Origin of the sequence: Pseudomonas sp. NPDC089422 (assembly GCF_044749405.1) — a bacterium.
Lineage (GTDB): Bacteria > Pseudomonadota > Gammaproteobacteria > Pseudomonadales > Pseudomonadaceae > Aquipseudomonas.
The window spans coordinates 259,152-277,282 of the sequence record NZ_JBIVHW010000008.1; the positions used below are offsets into that span (position 1 = coordinate 259,152).

Annotated in this window: 17 protein-coding genes and 1 pseudogene; 6 read left to right on the forward strand and 12 right to left on the reverse strand. The window is 63.6% G+C overall.

Going from position 1 to position 18,131, the window contains the following annotated elements; translation table 11 throughout:
• Window positions 1–53: 53 nt before the first annotated feature.
• Both ACIPZ8_RS17410 and ACIPZ8_RS17415 read left to right on the forward strand, forming a co-directional pair.
• Window positions 54–1,232 (forward strand): MFS transporter, encoded by a 1,179-nt coding sequence (locus tag ACIPZ8_RS17410; RefSeq protein ID WP_400725550.1) that lies wholly within the window; start codon window positions 54–56, stop codon window positions 1,230–1,232.
• Window positions 1,233–1,403: 171 nt separating this feature from the next.
• Complete coding sequence (locus tag ACIPZ8_RS17415; protein ID WP_400725553.1) at window positions 1,404–4,880, forward strand: NahK/ErcS family hybrid sensor histidine kinase/response regulator; 3,477 nt, start codon at window positions 1,404–1,406, stop codon at window positions 4,878–4,880.
• Here ACIPZ8_RS17415 and rmuC read toward each other — a convergent pair.
• Both rmuC and ACIPZ8_RS17425 read right to left on the reverse strand, forming a co-directional pair.
• The gene (gene rmuC, locus ACIPZ8_RS17420) at window positions 4,852–6,225 is read right to left on the reverse strand and encodes a DNA recombination protein RmuC (protein WP_400725664.1); all 1,374 of its coding nucleotides are present in this window, start codon (window positions 6,223–6,225) and stop codon (window positions 4,852–4,854) included. The genes ACIPZ8_RS17415 and rmuC overlap by 29 nt on opposite strands.
• Before the next feature lie 172 nt (window positions 6,226–6,397).
• Window positions 6,398–6,739 (reverse strand): annotated as a pseudogene (locus ACIPZ8_RS17425) (sel1 repeat family protein); the annotation flags it as partial.
• A gap of 954 nt (window positions 6,740–7,693) precedes the next feature.
• Here ACIPZ8_RS17425 and ACIPZ8_RS17430 point away from each other — a divergent pair.
• The 3 genes from ACIPZ8_RS17430 to ACIPZ8_RS17440 all read left to right on the forward strand — a co-directional run bounded on the left by ACIPZ8_RS17430 (window position 7,694) and on the right by ACIPZ8_RS17440 (window position 10,061).
• A complete protein-coding gene (locus ACIPZ8_RS17430) occupies window positions 7,694–7,918 on the forward strand; it encodes a hypothetical protein (protein ID WP_012313162.1) in 225 nt (74 codons plus the stop codon).
• Between the two features lie 248 nt (window positions 7,919–8,166).
• Complete coding sequence (locus ACIPZ8_RS17435) at window positions 8,167–8,649, forward strand: hypothetical protein (RefSeq protein ID WP_400725556.1); 483 nt, start codon at window positions 8,167–8,169, stop codon at window positions 8,647–8,649.
• 146 nt (window positions 8,650–8,795) lie between these two features.
• Window positions 8,796–10,061, forward strand: a complete 1,266-nt coding sequence (locus ACIPZ8_RS17440; RefSeq protein WP_400725559.1) for an OmpP1/FadL family transporter — start codon at window positions 8,796–8,798, stop codon at window positions 10,059–10,061.
• Window positions 10,062–10,104: 43 nt separating this feature from the next.
• On the opposite strand, the gene ACIPZ8_RS17445 is transcribed toward ACIPZ8_RS17440, so the two are convergent.
• Window positions 10,105–11,034, reverse strand: a complete 930-nt coding sequence (locus ACIPZ8_RS17445; protein WP_400725562.1) for a LysR family transcriptional regulator — start codon at window positions 11,032–11,034, stop codon at window positions 10,105–10,107.
• A gap of 114 nt (window positions 11,035–11,148) precedes the next feature.
• Between ACIPZ8_RS17445 and ACIPZ8_RS17450 the strand changes: the two genes are divergently transcribed.
• Window positions 11,149–11,409, forward strand: coding sequence for a DUF2798 domain-containing protein (locus ACIPZ8_RS17450; protein ID WP_400725565.1), 261 nt, complete (start codon window positions 11,149–11,151; stop codon window positions 11,407–11,409).
• Window positions 11,410–11,518: 109 nt separating this feature from the next.
• Here ACIPZ8_RS17450 and ACIPZ8_RS17455 read toward each other — a convergent pair whose 3' ends face one another.
• From ACIPZ8_RS17455 to cobU, 9 genes are all read right to left on the reverse strand, one after another.
• Window positions 11,519–12,070, reverse strand: coding sequence for a glutathione peroxidase (locus ACIPZ8_RS17455; protein ID WP_400725667.1), 552 nt, complete (start codon window positions 12,068–12,070; stop codon window positions 11,519–11,521).
• Window positions 12,071–12,116: 46 nt separating this feature from the next.
• Complete coding sequence (locus ACIPZ8_RS17460) at window positions 12,117–12,239, reverse strand: hypothetical protein (protein WP_400725568.1); 123 nt, start codon at window positions 12,237–12,239, stop codon at window positions 12,117–12,119.
• Complete coding sequence (locus tag ACIPZ8_RS17465; RefSeq protein WP_400725571.1) at window positions 12,236–13,438, reverse strand: MFS transporter; 1,203 nt, start codon at window positions 13,436–13,438, stop codon at window positions 12,236–12,238. The genes ACIPZ8_RS17460 and ACIPZ8_RS17465 overlap by 4 nt, the downstream gene beginning before the upstream one ends.
• A 63-nt stretch (window positions 13,439–13,501) precedes the next feature.
• Window positions 13,502–13,906, reverse strand: coding sequence for a MarR family winged helix-turn-helix transcriptional regulator (locus ACIPZ8_RS17470; RefSeq protein ID WP_400725574.1), 405 nt, complete (start codon window positions 13,904–13,906; stop codon window positions 13,502–13,504).
• 42 nt (window positions 13,907–13,948) lie between these two features.
• Window positions 13,949–15,127, reverse strand: coding sequence for a glycoside hydrolase family 5 protein (locus ACIPZ8_RS17475; RefSeq protein ID WP_400725577.1), 1,179 nt, complete (start codon window positions 15,125–15,127; stop codon window positions 13,949–13,951).
• Window positions 15,128–15,273: 146 nt separating this feature from the next.
• Window positions 15,274–16,002, reverse strand: a complete 729-nt coding sequence (locus ACIPZ8_RS17480) for an adenosylcobinamide-GDP ribazoletransferase (RefSeq protein ID WP_400725580.1) — start codon at window positions 16,000–16,002, stop codon at window positions 15,274–15,276.
• A 1-nt stretch (window position 16,003) separates the two neighbouring features.
• Entirely contained in the window at window positions 16,004–16,561 is a 558-nt protein-coding gene (gene cobC / locus ACIPZ8_RS17485; RefSeq protein ID WP_400725583.1) for an alpha-ribazole phosphatase family protein, read from the reverse strand.
• Window positions 16,558–17,613 carry a nicotinate-nucleotide--dimethylbenzimidazole phosphoribosyltransferase gene (gene cobT / locus ACIPZ8_RS17490; RefSeq protein ID WP_400725586.1) on the reverse strand — a complete coding sequence of 352 codons (1,056 nt, stop codon included), beginning with the start codon at window positions 17,611–17,613 and terminating at the stop codon, window positions 16,558–16,560. The genes cobC and cobT overlap by 4 nt, the downstream gene beginning before the upstream one ends.
• Window positions 17,610–18,131: a bifunctional adenosylcobinamide kinase/adenosylcobinamide-phosphate guanylyltransferase gene (gene cobU / locus ACIPZ8_RS17495; protein WP_400725588.1), complete on the reverse strand. Its 522-nt coding sequence runs from the start codon at window positions 18,129–18,131 to the stop codon at window positions 17,610–17,612. The genes cobT and cobU overlap by 4 nt, the downstream gene beginning before the upstream one ends.

The window sequence follows — 18,131 nt, forward strand, 5'->3', positions numbered from 1 at the left end:
GCGGGTTCGTGGCATATGCTTGCACAAGCCCATGAATGCACAAGGACGTGGTAATGCTCGCCGCCCTCAAGCGCTACCCCGCCAGCATCCGCCTGTTGCTGGCCGCCACTTTTACCCTGACCGTGGCCCGCGCCCTCACCCTGCCCTACCTGGTGGTCTACCTGGCCGACAACTTCCAACTGTCGGTCGGTCGGATCGGCCTGCTGATCGGTGGCGCGCTGATCGTTGCCTCGCTGCTGAGCCTCTACGGCGGGCATCTGGTCGATACCGTGCGCAACCACACCCTGGTCAGCGCCAGCACGCTGGTGTTCGCCCTCGCCTTCGTGGTGGCCATCGCCAGCCGTTCGGTATGGCTGTTCTTCACCTGCCTGGTGCTGATCAACCTGGCCCTGGCAATGGTCGACATCGCCGCCAAGGCCGGCTTCTGCGCGCTGCTGCCGGTGGAGCAACGGGCCGAGGTATTCGCCATCAAGTACACCCTGAGCAACGTCGGTTATGCCATCGGCCCGCTGCTCGGCGTGGCGCTGCTGGAACTGGACGATCACCTGCCTTTCATTGCCTCGGCGCTGACCGGCCTGGGCATGTGCCTGGCCTACTGGCGGCTCGGCGACCGTGGGCTGCAGGCCAGCGCCCAAGTACAGCCGAGCGCCGGGTTCAGCCAGGTGGCGCTGGGGCTGGCGCGTGACCGTCGGCTGGTGTGCTTCACCCTGGGCGGCGTGCTGAGTGCGGTGGTGTTCGGCCAGTTCACCGCGTATCTGTCGCAATACCTGGTGGTGACCAGCAGCGCCAGCGAGGCGGCACGGCTGGTCGGCTACCTGGTGACCACCAACGCGGTCACGGTGATTGCCCTGCAGTACCTGATCGGTCGGCGCATCGGCCGCCAGCAGCTGATGCCCTGGCTGCTGGCCGGCATGGCGCTGTTCATCGCCGGGCTGCTGGGTTTTGCCATGGCTGGGTCGGCAGTGGCCTGGTGCCTGGCGATGCTGGTGTTCACCCTGGGCGAGATCATCGTCATCCCTGCTGAATACATGTTCATCGACCTGATTGCACCGGAGCACCTGCGCGGGGTGTATTACGGGGCGCAGAACCTGTCCAACCTTGGGGCAGCGCTGGGGCCGGTGCTGGTGGGGTTCGCCCTGGGGCGGTGGTGGCCGGGGGTGATCTTCTACCTGCTGGTGATGTCGGTGATACTGGCAGGGGTGTTCTACTGGCTGGGTACCCGTCGGGATTGATGTCGCCTGTACTGGCCTCTTCGCGGGACAAGCCCGCGAAGAGGCCAGTACAGGCAAACGATGAAGCTGCGACGACTCGCCGCTGCGACCATCGTCTGCGCTGACGAACCGCCGCCCGCGTGCCAGACTGATTGATCGGGACCGCGTTATCTTTTTTGCTCCGGAGTTTTCATGTCGTTGTCCAGCGGGCTGATCGCCGTGGTCGCCCTGGCCTATATGGCCATCATGTTCGCCATCGCCTTCTACGGCGACCGCCGCAGCACGCCGTTGCCGCCGCGCCTGCGTGCCTGGGTGTACAGCCTGTCGCTGGCAGTGTACTGCACCAGCTGGACGTTCTTCGGCGCGGTCGGCCAGGCTGCCGAACAACTCTGGGCGTTCCTGCCGATCTACCTTGGCCCGATCCTGCTGCTGATCTTCGCGCCGTGGGTGCTGCAGAAGATGGTGCTGATCAGCAAGCAGCAGAACATTACCTCGATCGCCGACTTCATCGCCGCACGCTACGGCAAGTCGCAGTCCCTGGCGGTGGTGGTGGCGCTGATCTGCCTGGTCGGCGTACTGCCTTACATTGCCCTGCAGCTCAAGGGCATCGTGCTCGGCGTCAACCTGCTGATCGGCGCCAACGCCGACGCCACCGGCACCCGCGTGCAGGACACGGCACTGGTGGTGTCGCTGGTGCTGGCGCTGTTCGCCATCGTCTTCGGCACACGCAGCCTGGACGTCACCGAGCACCACCGCGGCATGGTCCTGGCAATTGCCTTCGAGTCGCTGATCAAGCTGCTGGCCTTCCTCGCCGTGGGCGTGTTCGTGGTGTTCAACCTGTACGACGGCTTCGACGACCTGCTGACCCAGGCGCGCCAGTCGGTGCAACTGGACAGCTACTGGCAGGAAACCATCAACTGGCCGTCGATGGTGGTGCAGACCGCCGTGGCGATGATGGCGATCATCTGTCTGCCGCGGCAGTTCCATGTCACCGTGGTGGAGAACATCGAACCCCAGGACATGCGCCTGGCGCGCTGGGTGTTCCCGCTGTACCTGGCCCTGGCCGCGCTGTTTGTGGTGCCGATCGCCCTGGCCGGGCAGATGCTGCTGCCGGGCTCTGTGATCTCCGACTCCTTCGTCATCAGCCTGCCACTGGCCGAAGCACACCCGAGCCTGGCCCTGCTGGCCTTCATCGGCGGTGCTTCGGCCGCCACCGGCATGGTCATCGTCGAGGCCGTGGCGCTGTCGACCATGGTCTCCAACGACATGCTGCTGCCCTGGTTGCTGCGCCGCAACAACGCCGAACGGCCGTTCGAGGCGTTCCGCCACTGGATGCTGTCGGTGCGCCGGGTGACCATCGTGGTGATCCTGTTGCTGGCCTATGTCAGCTACCGCCTGCTCGGCTCCACGGCGAGCCTGGCCACCATCGGCCAGATCGCCTTCGCCGCCGTCACCCAGCTGACACCGGCCATGCTCGGCGCGCTGTACTGGAAGCAGGCCAACCGCCGTGGCGTGTTCGCCGGCCTGGCGGCGGGCATCTTCCTGTGGTTCTACACCCTGGTGCTGCCGATCATCGCCCATAGCCTGGGCCTGTCGCTGGGGCTGTTCCCGGGCCTGGCCTGGCTGCATGGCAACCCGCTCGACCTGCCGATCAGCCCCTTGACCCAGGGCGTCGTGCTATCGCTGGCGGGCAACTTCACCCTGTTCGTGTGGGTGTCGATGCTGTCGCGCACCCGCGTGTCGGAACACTGGCAGGCGGGCCGCTTCATCGGCCAGCAGACCAGCGCCCGGCCCAGCAGCAAACCGCTACTGGCGGTGCAGATCGATGACCTGCTCAACCTGGCCTCGCGCTTTGTCGGCGAGGAACGCGCACGCCAAAGCTTCATCCGTTTCGCCTACCGCCAGGGCAAGGGTTTCAACCCCAACCAGAATGCCGACGGCGACTGGATCGAACACACCGAACGCCTGCTCGCCGGTGTACTCGGCAGCTCCTCGACCCGCGCCGTGGTCAAGGCCGCCATCGAGGGCCGCGACATGCAGCTCGAGGACGTGGTGCGCATCGCCGACGAAGCCAGCGAGGTGCTGCAGTTCAACCGCGCCTTGCTGCAGGGCGCCATCGAGAACATCAACCAGGGCATCAGCGTGGTCGACCAGAACCTGCACCTGGTGGCCTGGAACCGCCGTTACCTGGAACTGTTCAACTACCCCGACGGGCTGATCAGCGTCGGCCGGCCGATCGCCGACATCATCCGCTACAACGCCGAGCGCGGCCTGTGCGGCCCGGGCGAGGCGCAAGTCCACGTGGCGCGGCGCCTGCACTGGATGCGTCAGGGCCGCGCCCATTCCTCCGAGCGACTGTTCCCCAACGGCCGGGTGATCGAGCTGATCGGCAACCCGATGCCCGGTGGCGGCTTTGTCATGAGCTTCACCGACATCACCCCGTTCCGCGAGGCCGAACAGGCGCTGCGCGACGCCAACGAAGGCCTGGAGCAACGCGTGGCTGAACGGACCCACGAGCTGTCGCAACTCAACCAGGCGCTGTCGGAAGCCAAGAGCCAGGCCGAAGCCGTGAGCAAGTCCAAGACCCGCTTCCTCGCGGCAGTCAGCCACGACCTGATGCAGCCGCTGAACGCTGCGCGGCTGTTCTCTGCCGCCCTGTCACAGCAGGCCGAAGGCATGAACGAAGAGGCCCAGCAGCTGGTGCAGCATATGGACAGTTCGCTGCGCTCGGCCGAGGAATTGATCAGCGACCTGCTGGACATCTCGCGCCTGGAAAACGGCAAGATCACCCCCGACGCCAAACCCTTCGCCCTCAACGAACTGTTCGACACCCTGGGCGCCGAGTTCAAAGTGCTGGCGGCCGAAAAGGGCCTGGAGTTCCGCCTGCGCGGCAGCCGCCTGCGGGTCGACAGCGACATGAAACTGCTGCGCCGGGTGCTGCAGAACTTCCTGACCAACGCGCTGCGCTATGGCAAGAGCCCGATCCTGCTGGGGGTGCGCCGCCAGGGCGAGCGGCTGTGGCTGGAGGTCTGGGACCGTGGCCCGGGCATTGCCGACGACAAGCTGCAGGTGATTTTCCAGGAGTTCAAGCGCCTGGACAGCCACCAGACCCGCGCCGAAAAAGGCCTGGGCCTGGGCCTGGCGATCGCCGACGGCCTGTGCCGGGTGCTTGGCCACAAGCTGGAGGTGCGCTCCTGGCCCGGCAAGGGCACGGTGTTCCGCGTCAACGTACCGATCGCCCACCAGGCCGCGGCAGCGCCAAGCGCCCCGGTGGAAGCCGCGAGCCAGCCGCTGGCCGGCTTGCAGGTGCTGTGCGTGGACAACGAAGACAGCATCCTGATCGGCATGAACAGCCTGCTCAGCCGCTGGGGCTGCCAGGTGTGGACCGCACGCAACCGCGCCGAATGCGAAGCGCTGCTGGCCAAGGGCATGCGTCCGCACCTGGCGTTGGTGGACTTCCACCTGGACGACGGCGAAACCGGTACCGGGCTGATGGGCTGGTTACGTGCGCGCCTGGGCGAGCCAGTGCCCGGTGTGGTGATCAGCGCCGACGGCAGCAAGGAAACCTTGGCCACCGTGCATGCCGCAGGCCTGGACTACCTGGCCAAGCCGGTGAAACCGGCGGCCTTGCGCGCCCTGCTCAATCGCCATCTGAGCCTGGTTCAGTAACGGTCTCGTCGGCCATTGCTTCGTCTGAAAGTGCCCGTTCCAGCAGCTCGGCCGGCAGGCTCTTGCTGGCACGGGCCCCAAGCAGCTTGAGCTGCTCACTGCGGCTGACCAGGTTGCCGCGCCCTTCGCACAGCTTGTTGCGTGCCGCAGCGTAGGCCTTGTCGACCTGTTGCAGGCGATTGCCCAGTTCGTCCAGGTCCTGGATGAACAGCACGAACTTGTCGTACAGCCAACCGGCGCGCTCGGCGATCTCACGGGCGTTCTGGCCCTGGCGCTCCTGCTTCCACAGGCTGTCGATGACTCGCAGGGTGGCCAGCAAGGTGGTCGGGCTGACAATCACGATCTGCCGGTCGAACGCCTCCTGGAACAGGTTGGGCTCGGCCTGCAGGGCTGCCGAGAAGGCCGCCTCGATCGGCACGAACAACAGCACGAAGTCCAGGCTGTGCAGGCCTTCGAGGCGGTTGTAGTCCTTGCTCGACAGGCCTTTGACATGATTGCGCAGCGACTGCACATGCTGCTTGAGCGCGGCTTCGTCGTTGCTGCCGACAAATTGCTGGTAGGCGGTGAGGCTGACCTTGGCATCGACCACCACCTGCTTGTCACCGGGCAGCATGATCAGCACGTCCGGCTGGAAGCGCTCGCCATCGGCGCTCTTCAGGCTGACCTGGGTCTGGTACTCGCGGCCTTTCTCCAGGCCGGCATGTTCCAGCACCCGTTCGAGGATCAGCTCGCCCCAGTTACCCTGGGTTTTCTGCCCCTTGAGTGCCTGGGTGAGGTTGGTGGCTTCGTCGGACAGGCGCAGGTTGAGTTGCTGCAGGCGCTCCAGTTCCTTGCCCAGCGAGAAGCGCTCGCGGGCTTCCTGCTGGTAGCTTTCCTCGACGCGCTTTTCGAACGCCTGGATGCGCTCCTTGAGCGGGTCGAGCAACTGGCCCAGGTGCTGCTGGCTGGTCTGGGCGAAGCGCTGTTCGCGCTCGTCGAAGATTTTCGTGGCCAGGTCGGCGAACTGGGCGCGCAAGGTGTCACGGGCCTCCTGGAGGTCTTCCAGGCGCTGCTGGTGGCTGTCCTGCTGTTCGCGCAGCTCGGCCTCCAGGCGTGCGGCCTGGGCCTCCAGACGACGCAGTTCGGCTTCACGCGTGGCGCGTTCGAGGTGCCAGGCGTGGGCGGCATCGCGGGCATTGTCACGGTCGATCTGCAGCAGCTCCAGTTCGCGGCCCTGGGCGGCCAGTTGGGTCTGCTTGACGGTATTGGCTTCACTGAGGTCGCTGACCTCGTCGCGGCTGGCATCCAGTTGCGCCTGCAGGCCGGCCTGAGCCAGTTGCGCACTGCTCAGTCGCTCCTCCAGCAAGGCCTGCTCCCCCTGGCGCGCGCCCTGACGGCGCTGAACCTGCATGATCCAACCCAGGCAAGGCAAGGCCCCTGCCACCAAGCCCAGCAGAATGCTGGTCAGATCCACTGCCATGCTTACCCCGATCACACTATTGCGAGTTGAGTGCAGCTTATCAGTCTGCTGGGTCGGGCGCCTGTTCCGGCGCGTCGGCCTGGAACAGCCGCGCATACTCCAGCTGCGCCCGCCGATCCCCGGCCCGTGCCGCCTGGCGCAGCAGTTCATGGCCGATGCGACGGTCGCGCGCATTGCCGCAATCACGGCAGAGCATCTGCCCCAGGCGGCTCTGCGCCACCACCACGCCTTCACGCGCGGGCTGCTTGAGCAGCCGCCCGGCGATGTGCTTGACCTGCTGCCTGGCACCCAGGCGTGGGCTGTCGAGCAACCAGAGGGCCACTTTCAGGGAAATGCGTTTGGGTGAAGGGGCTGCTGAGGCAGCAACGGGGCTGGCGAGGGGTTTACCACGAAACTTCATGACCGACAGGGATGGCAATTCGAAAGGCGCGCCACTCTACTCCTTTTTTTCGTGCATGACGTGTCGATTTCCGGAGGATTGAAATTTTTTTTCGATGATTTTTTCTTGACGTTTCCGAGTGGATGACTGGCTGGTCGGCTGATGCCTGTCGATTGTCGGACAGTTCTCTAATTTGCTGGCACACCCGTCCTAGAGCAAGCGCTCGGGACAATCCACAGTTCCTGTGGATAACTCGGTGGACAACCCCTCCAACGAGCCCGCAAACCCCCGTGAAATGGGGCCTACAGTCAAACTGACGATTTTTTCACCAGCAAAAATTAGTGTTTTTTTTCATTGACTTAAGGTGCCAGTCAAGTCATTGGCGAGCTTCGACAGGGCTGTTTCCGGGCTGTTACAAGTCACGCCTCGAATGTGAACAAGTGCACCGAAAGCCTGCGTTTGGATGCACGAAATTGGCCCATCAGGCCGGTTGGAGGCCCGTTCCCCCCTCTTCCCATAGGGCGAAAGACACGCCATACTGCGCGGCTAGCCTGAAGAAACGTACAACGCTTGCAAAGGTCGCACAGTTTCGGTAAGGTGCGCACCGTTAGTACCCAAGCTGAAAGTCAATTCTGGCCAGAAGCGTCCTTGCAGCCCATCGCTCTCCCGAACGATCGCTGCTGAAACCAGGACCGGCCCACTCGATGATTCACTCGCCAGCCCAGCGCTGTTCAAGCACGAATCAACCGGAAGATTGATCAGGATTCCACCCCGACGGCCTAGAACCTTGGCCCCGGCGTGCTGCCTGCCTTCTGAAGTACCTACCAGTCAGCCCAAGCGCCCACACTTTGATTGCGCTCTCTCTGGCTGCCCTGTTCCAGTCAGGTTCGTTCGTCCCTTAATAAAGGCGTCACTGGAACGTTTCTATCATGCACGGATCATAACCCCGTGTTTAAAGCAGGAACCTCCAACAATATGCAAACTCATCATCAAATTCAGGCTGCCATTGGCACCCTCTCCCAGGCCTTCTCGCCGTTGAAGTGCCTGATCACCGCCCCACGCAAGGGCAACTTCAGCTTCACCCTGGTGGACGAACACGGCGTCGCCTGCCACACCGAACGCCTGTACCCTGAACAGTACAGCCGCTCGGAACCGCTGCAGGCGGTGATCGCCCGCACCCGTCAATCGCTGACCGCGTGAGTGGCGAATGTCGGGGTATTCAAGGGCTGAATGGCGCCTGCCGCGAGCTACCTGATCGTTCTTGGCCTAATTGCCGCAGGGCATATAGCGCCGGGTGGCAGGCAGCAATCGATTTAAAAACAGCCCTTTACACCACGATTATCACACTACACTTCAACTCGAGCGGTCCTTACCGCTTCCGGCGGGCCTGACCAATTTCCAGCTGCCAAGCTCCAGCGCCCGTCGGCCCTTTACTGCTCGAGGGCATCATGGGTATCGCGGCGAATGAATTGTGTCAGTATGTGATCCGACCAACCCTGGTCTATCTGAATCGTCATTGCGCCAGCGCCGAGGCCCTTCTGCTGGGTATCGCGGCCTGCCAATCGGCACTCGGTTCAGCCTTGCACGACCGCCGTGGCCACGGCCTCTACCGCATCGGCGAAAGCCGTCACCAGGCAGTCTGGGACCACTTTCTTGCGCGCGATCCGGAGCTCGCCAGCCTGGTACGCGGCCTGGCCAGCCAGCACGCCTTCCTCGGCGGGCCACACCTGGAGCTGACAGTAAACCTGCGCTACTCCACCGCCATCGCCTGGATGCTCATCGAAGAGCAGTCCACGCCGCTGCCAGCGGCCGACGACCTGCTCGGCCTGGCACGTATCTGGCGGCAGATTTTCCACCCTCAAGGTCGCCTGCGCGACTTCACCCAGGCCTGGCAACTGTGCGTTGAACAGAAATTGCCACAGGCATCTTAAGAAGCGTCCTACACCATTACCGGAAAAAAGGGAATTTTGGTCGGATTGTCCTACAAAACCGCTCTATCTCCTGTGATTGAGGCTATAGCGCGGCGCGTGATTTGTTGGTAGCTTTTCGCCCCGGAGATCCCAAGGAGTTTCTAATAATGAAAAAAGCATTGCTCAAAACCTCCCTCGGCGTAGCCGTTGCTCTGGCATCCAGCCAACTGTTCGCGGCGGGCTTCGCCCTCAACGAACAAAGCGTCAGCGGCATGGGGACAGGTTTCGCGGGTCGTTCTTCCGCTGCCGATGATGCCAGCACGGTGTATGGCAACCCTGCCGGCATGTCTCGCCTCAAGCGCCAGCAAGTGACCGTGGGGGGCGCAGCCGTCATTGCCAAGACCGACATCTCGGGGCCGGGCAGCAGCCCGCTGCCAGGGGAAACTGACGGTGACATGGTGCCAACGGTAGGGGTACCGATGGGCTACTACGTCAAGCCGCTCGATGAGCACTGGAGCGTCGGCTTCGGTGTCTACGTGCCGTTCGGCCTGGTTACCGACTACGGCAGCGGCGACGCCGCACGCTACTGGGGCAAGAAGAGCCACGTCGAGGTCATCACGTTCCAGCCAACCGTCAGCTACGCCTTCAATGACGTGGTTTCGATCGGCTTTGGCCCTACCATCAACAAGATCAAGGGCGAACTGGGGTCGAACACCATCAACCCGCGCTCTCCTGGCGTCAATGATGGCGAAGTGAAGATCAAGGGCGACGACACTGCTGTCGGCTACAACGTCGGCATCCTGGTTCAGGCCACCGATCGCACCCGCCTCGGCCTGACCTATCACTCGATGGTCGACTACAAGCTCGAAGGCAATACCAAGATCAACAACGCCCTGATCGGGCCTTTCAGCGGCAGCAAGTTCGACGCCACCCTGAAGATCAAGACGCCTGAGTCGGTGGACTTCTCGGTGACTCATGAACTCGACGACCAGTGGACCCTGTATGCAGGCAGCACCTGGACGCGCTGGAGCCGCCTGAAGGACATCACTGTCAACAACGAAGTCCCTGCACCACTGGCCGCCCAGTTCGGCACCATCAGCGAAGAGCAGAACTGGCACGATACCTGGGCTCACGCCATCGGCGCGTCCTACAAGGTGAACAAGGAGTGGGTCCTGCGTACCGGCTTCTCCGTCGACCAGTCGCCAACCAACAACACCGACCGCTCGCCACGCATCCCTACGGGCGATCGCAAGGCAATCAGCATCGGTGCCGGTTACAGCCCAACCGACGACATGACCATCGACGTGGCCTACTCCTACCTGTGGGAAGAGGACACCAAGGTCAACCTGGCAAGCCCGACCAAGGGCCGTTACCAGGCCAAGTACGAGAACAGCGCACACGGTATCGGTGCCTCGCTCACCTACCGCTTCTGATTCGTACCCGCCCCATCAAGAAACCGCCCTCGTGGCGGTTTTTTCATGCCTGCACTTGCCAGCCATCGCCCAACGACTCACGCAGGTAGTCCATGAACGCGCGCACTTTTGCGGTCATGGCGAAACGATCGGCTACGCACAGGTAGATATCCATTGGCTCGGTCTGGGCATAGGCCTGGCCGCTTTCGCTGTATTCGAACAGCGGCACCAGTGCCCCCGAGGCCAGATGCGGCCTGACGATGAACTCGGCCAATCGGGTGATGCCGCCATCATTGAGGGCCATCTGGGTCAGGGCATCGATGTCGTCACTGATCAATACGGTGCCGAACTCCGCCTCGAAACGCATGCCATCACGCACAAAGCCCCAACGCAGGAAACGGCCGTCCACCGGATAACGAAATACCAGGCAGCGATGTTCCCTCAACACCTCCGGGGTGGTCGGCAAGCCGGCACTGGCGAGGTAACCCGGTGACGCGCAGCAGATGAACGGGATGCGCGCGATGTGCCGCGCCAGCAGTTGGTCTTCGAGTTGCGGGGTGATGCGCAGGCTGACATCGACATCTTCGCGGGCGTGATTGACCTTGCGATCAGTCGTTATCAATTCTATCGAAATCAGTGGGTAGCGGGCACTGAAGGCCGGGATCAGCGGTGCCAGCACATGGCGACCAAAAGCAGAGGTCGAGGCGATGCACAGCCGCCCTTGGGGCTCACTGTCGGGCGTGGTGACCGCTTGTTCGGCAAGGGCCAGATCGCGCTCGATGTGCCTGACTCGTTCGTAGTATTGAGTACCGGCAGGCGTGAGCGCCATGCTGCGGGTGGTGCGGCTGAGCAGGCGCACGTGCAAGTGCCCTTCCAGCCGTGCCAGGTTCTGGCTGACCGCCGCCGGGCTGAGGCCAAGGTTGCGGGCACCGGCGGCGATGCTGCCGGCTTCGACCACCTTGATGAAACTGCGGATGGCGTTGAGCAGATCCATGGCGAGCTCTTCGATTCGTAAGAATCTCTTTATAAAGAACTCATCCCTGCGGCTCTACAGCCGCTGCCGGCGGCATTGCTAACCTGCGCCCTCAGCCAACTTTCAGGAGATCGCATGAGCAATCTGCCCCACACGCGCAGCCGGCGCAAACTGCGCCCGAGCGCAACGCCGTACGTGTTCGCGTTCTACATGTCATCGATCATGGCGCTGCTGATGTGCTTCGTGATCACTGCGGCGAATGCCGGGGTGAACCCGGAGTACCTGAGCAATGTGCTGAAGGCTTACCAATTGGCGATGCCAGTGGCATTTGTGTGCGTACTGATGGTTAGGCCGGTGGTGTTGAAGCTGGTGGCAATTACGGTACATCCACACTGACAAAAGCAGCCGCAATGCAATTGTGTGAGGGCTGACAGGCGCTGCAAACCTTTCGGCGAACACCTGTCAGCCTCTACGCGAACACCTTCCGCCCTTACCACGACTTCACCTACGGATGCGAGGCTATCGCCTTCTCGATCGCGGCCCTGAAGGCGGGATCATCCGGCTTGGTCAAGCTGGAGAAGTTGCCGATCACCTTGCCCCGGCGATCCACCACGTACTTGTAGAAGTTCCATTTCGGCGCGCTGCTCTGGTGCGCCAGCTCGACAAACAGCGGTATCGCATCCGTGCCGCGAACCGCCTGGGTCTTGGTCATGGTGAAGGTCACACCGTAGTTGGCGTAGCAGACCTTGGCAGTCTTCTCGCTATCGGCGTCTTCCTGCTTGAAGTCGTTGGACGGCACACCCAGCATTTCCAGGCCTTGCTCGTGATACTCCTTGTACGTCGACTCCAGCCCCTCGAACTGCGGTGCAAAACCACAATAACTGGCCGTATTGACCACCACCAGCGGCTTGCCGCCGAAGCGTTGGCACAGGTCGACCTGCTCCTTGCCACGCAATTCAGGCAAGCTGCCCTGCAACAGCGCCGGGCAATCGGCAGCCCAGCTGGTACTGGCGGCCAGCAGCGCCAGCAACGGCATCGTCAACCAATGGGCACGCATCATTCATTCCTCCTGCAAGACAATCCTTGAACTTGCAGGGTAGCGCTTAACAAACGCCCATGCCCAGCTGCATCAACGCCAACCCGCCCCGCTGCCAGCCCCACCACGCCAGCACCAGCAACAATGCCACTGCCGCCAGCAGCAGCCCGCGGGCCAGGTAGCGGTTCATGCCGCTTGCACCTGCAGGCGGGCGACCGGCCGTTCACGTACCGGCCAGTTGAGCGCGGCAGCCAGCACGCTGAGCAGAATCGAAATCTGCCAGACCAGGTCATAGTTGCCGGTCTGGTCGTACACCACGCCACCCAGCCAGCCCCCCAGGAAGGCGCCCAGCTGGTGGAACAGGAAGACGATGCCGCCGAGCATCGACAGGTTGCGCACGCCGAATACCGTGGCCACGGTGCCATTGGTCAACGGTACGGTGGAAAGCCACAGCAGCCCCATGGCAATACCGAACAGGTAGGCACTCACCTCAGTCACCGGCACCCACAGGAACAACGCGATCACCACTGCACGCAGCAAATACAGTGCGGTGAGCAGGCGTGGCTTGGACATGCGCCCACCCAGCCAGCCGGCAGTGTAGGTACCCACGATGTTGAACAACCCGACCAGCGCCAGCACGGTGGTGCCGGTGGTCGCCGGCAGGTGCTGGTCAACCAGGTAGGCAGGCAGGTGCACGCCAATGAAGACCACCTGGAAGCCACAGACGAAGAAACCCAGGGCAAGCAGCCAGAAACCGGAGTGCGAGCACGCTTCGCGCAGGGCCTCGCCCAACGTCTGCTCTGCACCATGACTGGGCAGCGGGCGGTCACGCAGCAGGCCGACAAAGGGCACGATCAGTGCCACCAGCAAGCCAAGCACCAATAGCGCCGACGACCAGCCCAGCCATTCGATCAGGCCGAGGGTACCGGGGAGCATGGCGAACTGGCCGAAAGAACCGGCAGCGCTGGCGATGCCCATGGCCATGCTGCGTTTTTCCGCCGGAACAGCGCGGCCGACCACACCGAGGATGACCGAAAATGAGGTGCCAGACAGGCCGATACCGATCAGCAGGCCGGCACTGAGCGACAGCGACCAGGCCGAATCGGCGGTACTCATCAACAACAGGCCAGCGGCATAGAGAATGCCACCGATGATCACCACCCGAGCCGCACCAAGACGGTCAGCCAGCGCCCCGGCAAACGGCTGTGCCAGGCCCCAGATCAGGTTCTGCAGGGCGATGGCAAAGGCGAACACTTCACGGCCCCAGCCAAAGTCGGCGCTCATCGGCGCCAGGAACAGGCCGAAACCGTGCCGCACACCCAGGGACAGCGCCAGGATCAACGCTGCCCCCACAAGTACCCACCCGCTGGTTCGCCACACCGAAGTCATTGTCGTTATCTCCAGCACATCGCAAGGTTGTACGGGTATATACCCGCTTCTAATCGTAATGAATCAGGCAAGCCGCTCCAGCAAACGTACAAGCTCGTCACGTTGCCCTTCGCCCAACTGCTCGACCAGCATCAATTGCGCCTGCTCCCAGGCAGGATGGGCGGCTTGCAAACGTGCCGCGCCCGCCTCGGTCAGCAACACCACACGGTTGCGCTGGTCATCGCCATCGGCCAGGGCTACCAGGCCCTCTGCCTCCAGCACGCGCAGGTTACGGCCCAAGGTACTGCGCTCCAGGCCCATGGCCTCGGCCAGCGTGGTGATACTGGGGCGATCGAGCCGCTGCAGGTGACGCAACAGGGAAAACTGGGCGACATTGATGCCGAAGCCGGCAAGGGCCTCGTCGTAATGCCGGCTCACCCCTCGGGCGGCGCGACGCAGGTGGGTGCAGATGCATTCACTGGTCAACATGAATACGTGTATATACCCGCACCCGGGATGTTGCAAGAAGTTTCAGTCTGCCAGCCGTCGCCGAATCGGTTCGAATTCCGCTGTGGCCTTGCGTGGCAACGGATCAGGAGCCCCTTGCTCGATCGCTTGCCAATACCGCCAGGGCACCTTTGCCGAGCCCAGTTCGTAGTCCATGCCATCCCAGTTGTCTTCGCGGAAGCTGTAGAACGCCCAGTGCAAGCGATGTCGGTCCATGACCGAGAGGACGTCTTCCAGATACTCGCTGCAACCGGGCAGTCGGCGCATGCACCCGAACTCCCCCACGACCAACCGGGAAGGCGGCAGCTTCATGCGCTCCATCCAGGCCAACGGCAAGTTCAGATAGTGACGAACCCGTTCGGCATCCCATTGCTGGTTTTCACCACCAAACGGCGCCGGGCCGGGATAGTCGATGGGGACTTCGCGCAACAGGTTCGGCGCACTGGTGGCCGAATAGGGCTCATACATGTGCACGCTGTAGAGCACTCGATCATCCTGCAGGGGCGCCTGCCAGTAACCGAAAGCATCGGCGCTGGCGAACCAGCCCGCGTCGACCATGATCGGGGTCTTGGCATCCACCTCGCGTATTGCCGCGATCAATTGCGCGTACAGGGCAGGCAGGTCACGCGACCCACCCTGCACCTGGGCGTACCATTGCTGCATGTGCTCAGCCGATGCGTGCTCGGCCAGGCCGCCAAGTTTCTCGGGGGCAGGTTCGTTGACCAGGTTGTAGGCGGCGATGGCGGGATGGTCTTTCAGCTCCCGGGCCAGGTCGCGCCAGAAACGGGCAGCTTGCCGAGCGTATCCGCCACCTTGCCAAAGACGGTCATCGAACTGCCCCTGGTTGTTTTGCGACCAACGCATGCCAGGTAGCGATAGCGGCGCGATGACCACCTTGAGCCCTGCCCTGTGCGCGCGATCCAGGGTATCGCGCAGCTGCTTGAGATCGGCGGCGGGCAACTGCTCATACCGATCCGCATCGCCCAACAGGAAGTCACGCTGCGCCGGCTTCCACTTGTCGTAGGACAGCCGCACCCAGCTCGCGCCATATGCACTCAACGCATCGAAGTAGGCCTGATCCGGCGGCAAGCGATTGAAGCTGTTGCCGCCGTGGCGCGGGGTGTTCCAGAAGTCGATCAGGTCGGCTGCAGTAACGGAGCCACTGACGGTGACCAACAACAAGGCCAGCAGGAGTCGTCGCATTGTCCATGCCTTCGCGGTGACAGAGAAACCGCGAGCATAGATAGCTGCAGAAAAGGCGTCATTTCCTGAATTTTTTCAGCATTTTTCCGCAATTCTGCAGCCAGTTTTATCCGAAAGGATTTTCGCCAAACACTGTAGGACTGTTCCTAAATCGCCAAGCCCAACAGCACAGTCAGTTCGAGAATCTCCAGCATGGCGCCTGCGGTATCACCCGTGGTCCCACCCAGACGCTTACACATCAACCGGCGTAACCCGATGAACACCGCGATCGCCGCCAGCATCGGCAAGATCGCGCGCGCGCCACCCGCCAGCAAACACAACAGCATGCTGGCGAGCAGAACCCACACGCCCGCACGCCGCGGCAAGTGCTCGGCCAGCGCCTGCCCCAGGCCCCCGCGACGCACGTAAGGCGTACCGAGAAACAAGCCGAGCATCGCCGCCCGCCCTACCACCGGCGCCAGCAGCAAGGCCATGCCTGCGCCCTGCTCCACCAGCACCCACAGGGCACAGAATTTCAGCAGCAGTACCAGCACCAGGGTGACCACGGCTATTGGCCCGCTGCGCGGATCTTTCATGATCTGCAGCGTGCGCTCGCGGTCACCGAAGCCACCCAGCCAGGCATCGGCACTGTCGGCCAGGCCATCCAGATGCAACGCACCACTGAGCAACACCCACAGCGTCAGCAGCAGGGCCGCGTGCAACGGCGCCGCAACACCTTGCAGCAGGTGGCTCGCCAACCACAGCAACAGGCCGAACAGCAACCCGACCAGCGGATAGCACAACAATGATCGGCCCGTTTCACGCGGCTCGGGCATCCCCGGCAAATGCACGGGCAAGCTGCTGAGAAACTGCAGGGCAATCCAGAACGGCAGCATGTCAGAGCACCTCGTGCATCGCGCCAGCCTCATCCACCGCCAGGCGCATCAGGGCGCCATGGCCAACCTCGACCTGCAGCAACTGCTCCCTGGGCAGCCCACGGGCGCGTGCCAACAGCAGGCGCATGACGCCACCATGGGTGACCAACAGCACGCGCTTGCCGGCATGCAGCTGGCGCAGGCGCCCGACGGCAGAGAACACACGCTCGGCAAAGGCCGCGACAGGCTCCCCTGCAGGCGGCGTGTAGCTGTACGGATCGACCCAGAAACGCCCCAGCTCGTCGGCCTGGGTTTGCATGATCTGCAGGGCACTGCGCCCTTCCCATTCGCCGAAATGCAGCTCTTGCAGATCGCCTTCGAACTGAACCGGCATGCCCAGCTGCTCGGCAAAACGCGCACAGCGCTGCAACGGCGAGCTGACCAGTACATCCCAGGGGCCTGCACCTGCCAGCGCTGCACGCATCTGCCCCCAGCCCTTGTCGGTCAAGGCATCGTCCAGGCTGCCGCGCAGGCCGCCGCCCTGCACCGTTTCACCGTGGCGCAGCAGGTCGAGGATCATGCCGGGCGGTCCGCCACCGCCGCCTCGGCGAAGGTCGCCATCTGCCCGTGCAGGGCGCAGGCCAGGCGCATCAGCGGCACCGCCAGGGCGGCTCCACTGCCTTCACCCAGGCGCAGGCCCAACGCCAGCAATGGCTGGGCTTGCAGTGCCGCGAGCAGGGTCTTGTGCCCAGGCTCGGCGCCCTGGTGAGCGAACAGCAGCCAGTCACGGCTCTGCGGATTGAGCCGCACCGCCAGCAATGCCGCGACACTGCAGATGAAGCCATCCACCAGCACGGCAATGCCTTGCTGGGCGCAGGCCAGGTAGGCACCGGTCAGCGCAGCGATCTCGAAGCCGCCGACACAAGCCAGCGCCTGCAACGGCTGGTCGGCGCGCAGGCCGTGCAGCACCAGGGCGCGCTCGATCACTTCGGCCTTGTGACGAACACCTGCGCTATCCAGGCCGGTACCCGGCCCGCTCAGCTCACGTGCCGGGCAAGCCAGCATGGCACTGGCCAGGGCAGCAGCGGCCGAGGTGTTGCCGATGCCCATCTCTCCACCGATGAACAGCTGCGCGCCATTGGCTGCTGCGCGCAGGGCGCTGTCGCGACCGGCCTGCAAGGCAGCCTGCAGCTGGGCATCGGTCATGGCCGGCTGGCGGGCGAAGTTGGCGGTGCCAGCACCGAGGCGCAGGTGCCGCACCCCTGGCAGTTCCAGCTCAGGGTCGATGGTGCCCAGGTCGATCACTTCAAGACTGGCCTGCAGTTGGCGCGCCAGCACGCTGATTGCCGCACCACCGCCGACGAAGTTGCGCAGCATCTGCCCGGTGACCGCCTGCGGGTAGGCCGAAATGCCCTCCTCGACCACGCCGTGGTCGCCCGCGAAAAGGCTGATGGCGACCTGCTCCAGGGTTGGCCGCTCGCGGCCCTGCAGGCCAGCCAGCTGCACGGCCAGGCCTTCCAGCTGGCCGAGCGAGCCGGCAGGTTTGGTCAGCTGCTGCTGACGGGCGCGGGCCTGGTCCATGGCGGCGTTGTCGAGGGGTTGGCAGGCATCACGCCACCAGGCTTGGTTCATAGAGCGGGTCCTTTGAGCATGAGAGGTAGGCCGGCCACGGTCAGCACCACGCGCTGGCAGCGTTCGGCAACGGCCTGGTGCAGCCAGCCGGCCAGGTCGACATAACGGCGGGTCAGCTCGCCCATGGGCACCACGCCCAGGCCGGTTTCGTTGCTGACCAGAATGAGGGTGCCAGGCAAATGCTCCAGGCAGTCGAGCAGCGCATCGCGCTCTGCGGCCAGCCGCTGCGGATCGTCGAGCATCAGCAGGTTGGTCAGCCACAAGGTCAGGCAGTCCACCAGCAGGCATCGGCCCTCGGCGGCTTCCGCGCGCAGCACGGCAGCCAGGGCCAAGGGTTCTTCGATCAGCCCCCAGTGTTCAGGCCGACGCTGGCGGTGCAAGCGCACGCGCTCGTTCATTTCGCCATCGAGTGGCTCGCTGGTGGCGATGTAGGTCACTGGCAGGCCGCTGTCGCTGGCCAGTTGCTCGGCCAGGCGACTCTTGCCCGAGCGGGCGCCGCCGAGGATCAGGTTGCGCAT

What these genes read in the sequence shown, in the direction of transcription:
- ACIPZ8_RS17410 (WP_400725550.1), top strand. Translation starts at nt 54, where the DNA reads ATGCTCGCCGCCCTCAAGCGCTACCCCGCCAGCATCCGCCTGTTGCTG.
- ACIPZ8_RS17415 (WP_400725553.1), top strand. Translation starts at nt 1,404, where the DNA reads ATGTCGTTGTCCAGCGGGCTGATCGCCGTGGTCGCCCTGGCCTATATG.
- ACIPZ8_RS17430 (WP_012313162.1), top strand. Translation starts at nt 7,694, where the DNA reads ATGCAAACTCATCATCAAATTCAGGCTGCCATTGGCACCCTCTCCCAG.
- ACIPZ8_RS17435 (WP_400725556.1), top strand. Translation starts at nt 8,167, where the DNA reads ATGGGTATCGCGGCGAATGAATTGTGTCAGTATGTGATCCGACCAACC.
- ACIPZ8_RS17440 (WP_400725559.1), top strand. Translation starts at nt 8,796, where the DNA reads ATGAAAAAAGCATTGCTCAAAACCTCCCTCGGCGTAGCCGTTGCTCTG.
- ACIPZ8_RS17445 (WP_400725562.1), bottom strand. Translation starts at nt 11,034, where the DNA reads ATGGATCTGCTCAACGCCATCCGCAGTTTCATCAAGGTGGTCGAAGCC.
- ACIPZ8_RS17450 (WP_400725565.1), top strand. Translation starts at nt 11,149, where the DNA reads ATGAGCAATCTGCCCCACACGCGCAGCCGGCGCAAACTGCGCCCGAGC.
- ACIPZ8_RS17455 (WP_400725667.1), bottom strand. Translation starts at nt 12,070, where the DNA reads ATGCGTGCCCATTGGTTGACGATGCCGTTGCTGGCGCTGCTGGCCGCC.
- ACIPZ8_RS17460 (WP_400725568.1), bottom strand. Translation starts at nt 12,239, where the DNA reads ATGAACCGCTACCTGGCCCGCGGGCTGCTGCTGGCGGCAGTGGCATTG.
- ACIPZ8_RS17465 (WP_400725571.1), bottom strand. Translation starts at nt 13,438, where the DNA reads ATGACTTCGGTGTGGCGAACCAGCGGGTGGGTACTTGTGGGGGCAGCG.
- ACIPZ8_RS17470 (WP_400725574.1), bottom strand. Translation starts at nt 13,906, where the DNA reads ATGTTGACCAGTGAATGCATCTGCACCCACCTGCGTCGCGCCGCCCGA.
- ACIPZ8_RS17475 (WP_400725577.1), bottom strand. Translation starts at nt 15,127, where the DNA reads ATGCGACGACTCCTGCTGGCCTTGTTGTTGGTCACCGTCAGTGGCTCC.
- ACIPZ8_RS17480 (WP_400725580.1), bottom strand. Translation starts at nt 16,002, where the DNA reads ATGCTGCCGTTCTGGATTGCCCTGCAGTTTCTCAGCAGCTTGCCCGTG.
- cobC (WP_400725583.1), bottom strand. Translation starts at nt 16,561, where the DNA reads ATGATCCTCGACCTGCTGCGCCACGGTGAAACGGTGCAGGGCGGCGGC.
- cobT (WP_400725586.1), bottom strand. Translation starts at nt 17,613, where the DNA reads ATGAACCAAGCCTGGTGGCGTGATGCCTGCCAACCCCTCGACAACGCC.
- cobU (WP_400725588.1), bottom strand. Translation starts at nt 18,131, where the DNA reads ATGCGCAACCTGATCCTCGGCGGCGCCCGCTCGGGCAAGAGTCGCCTG.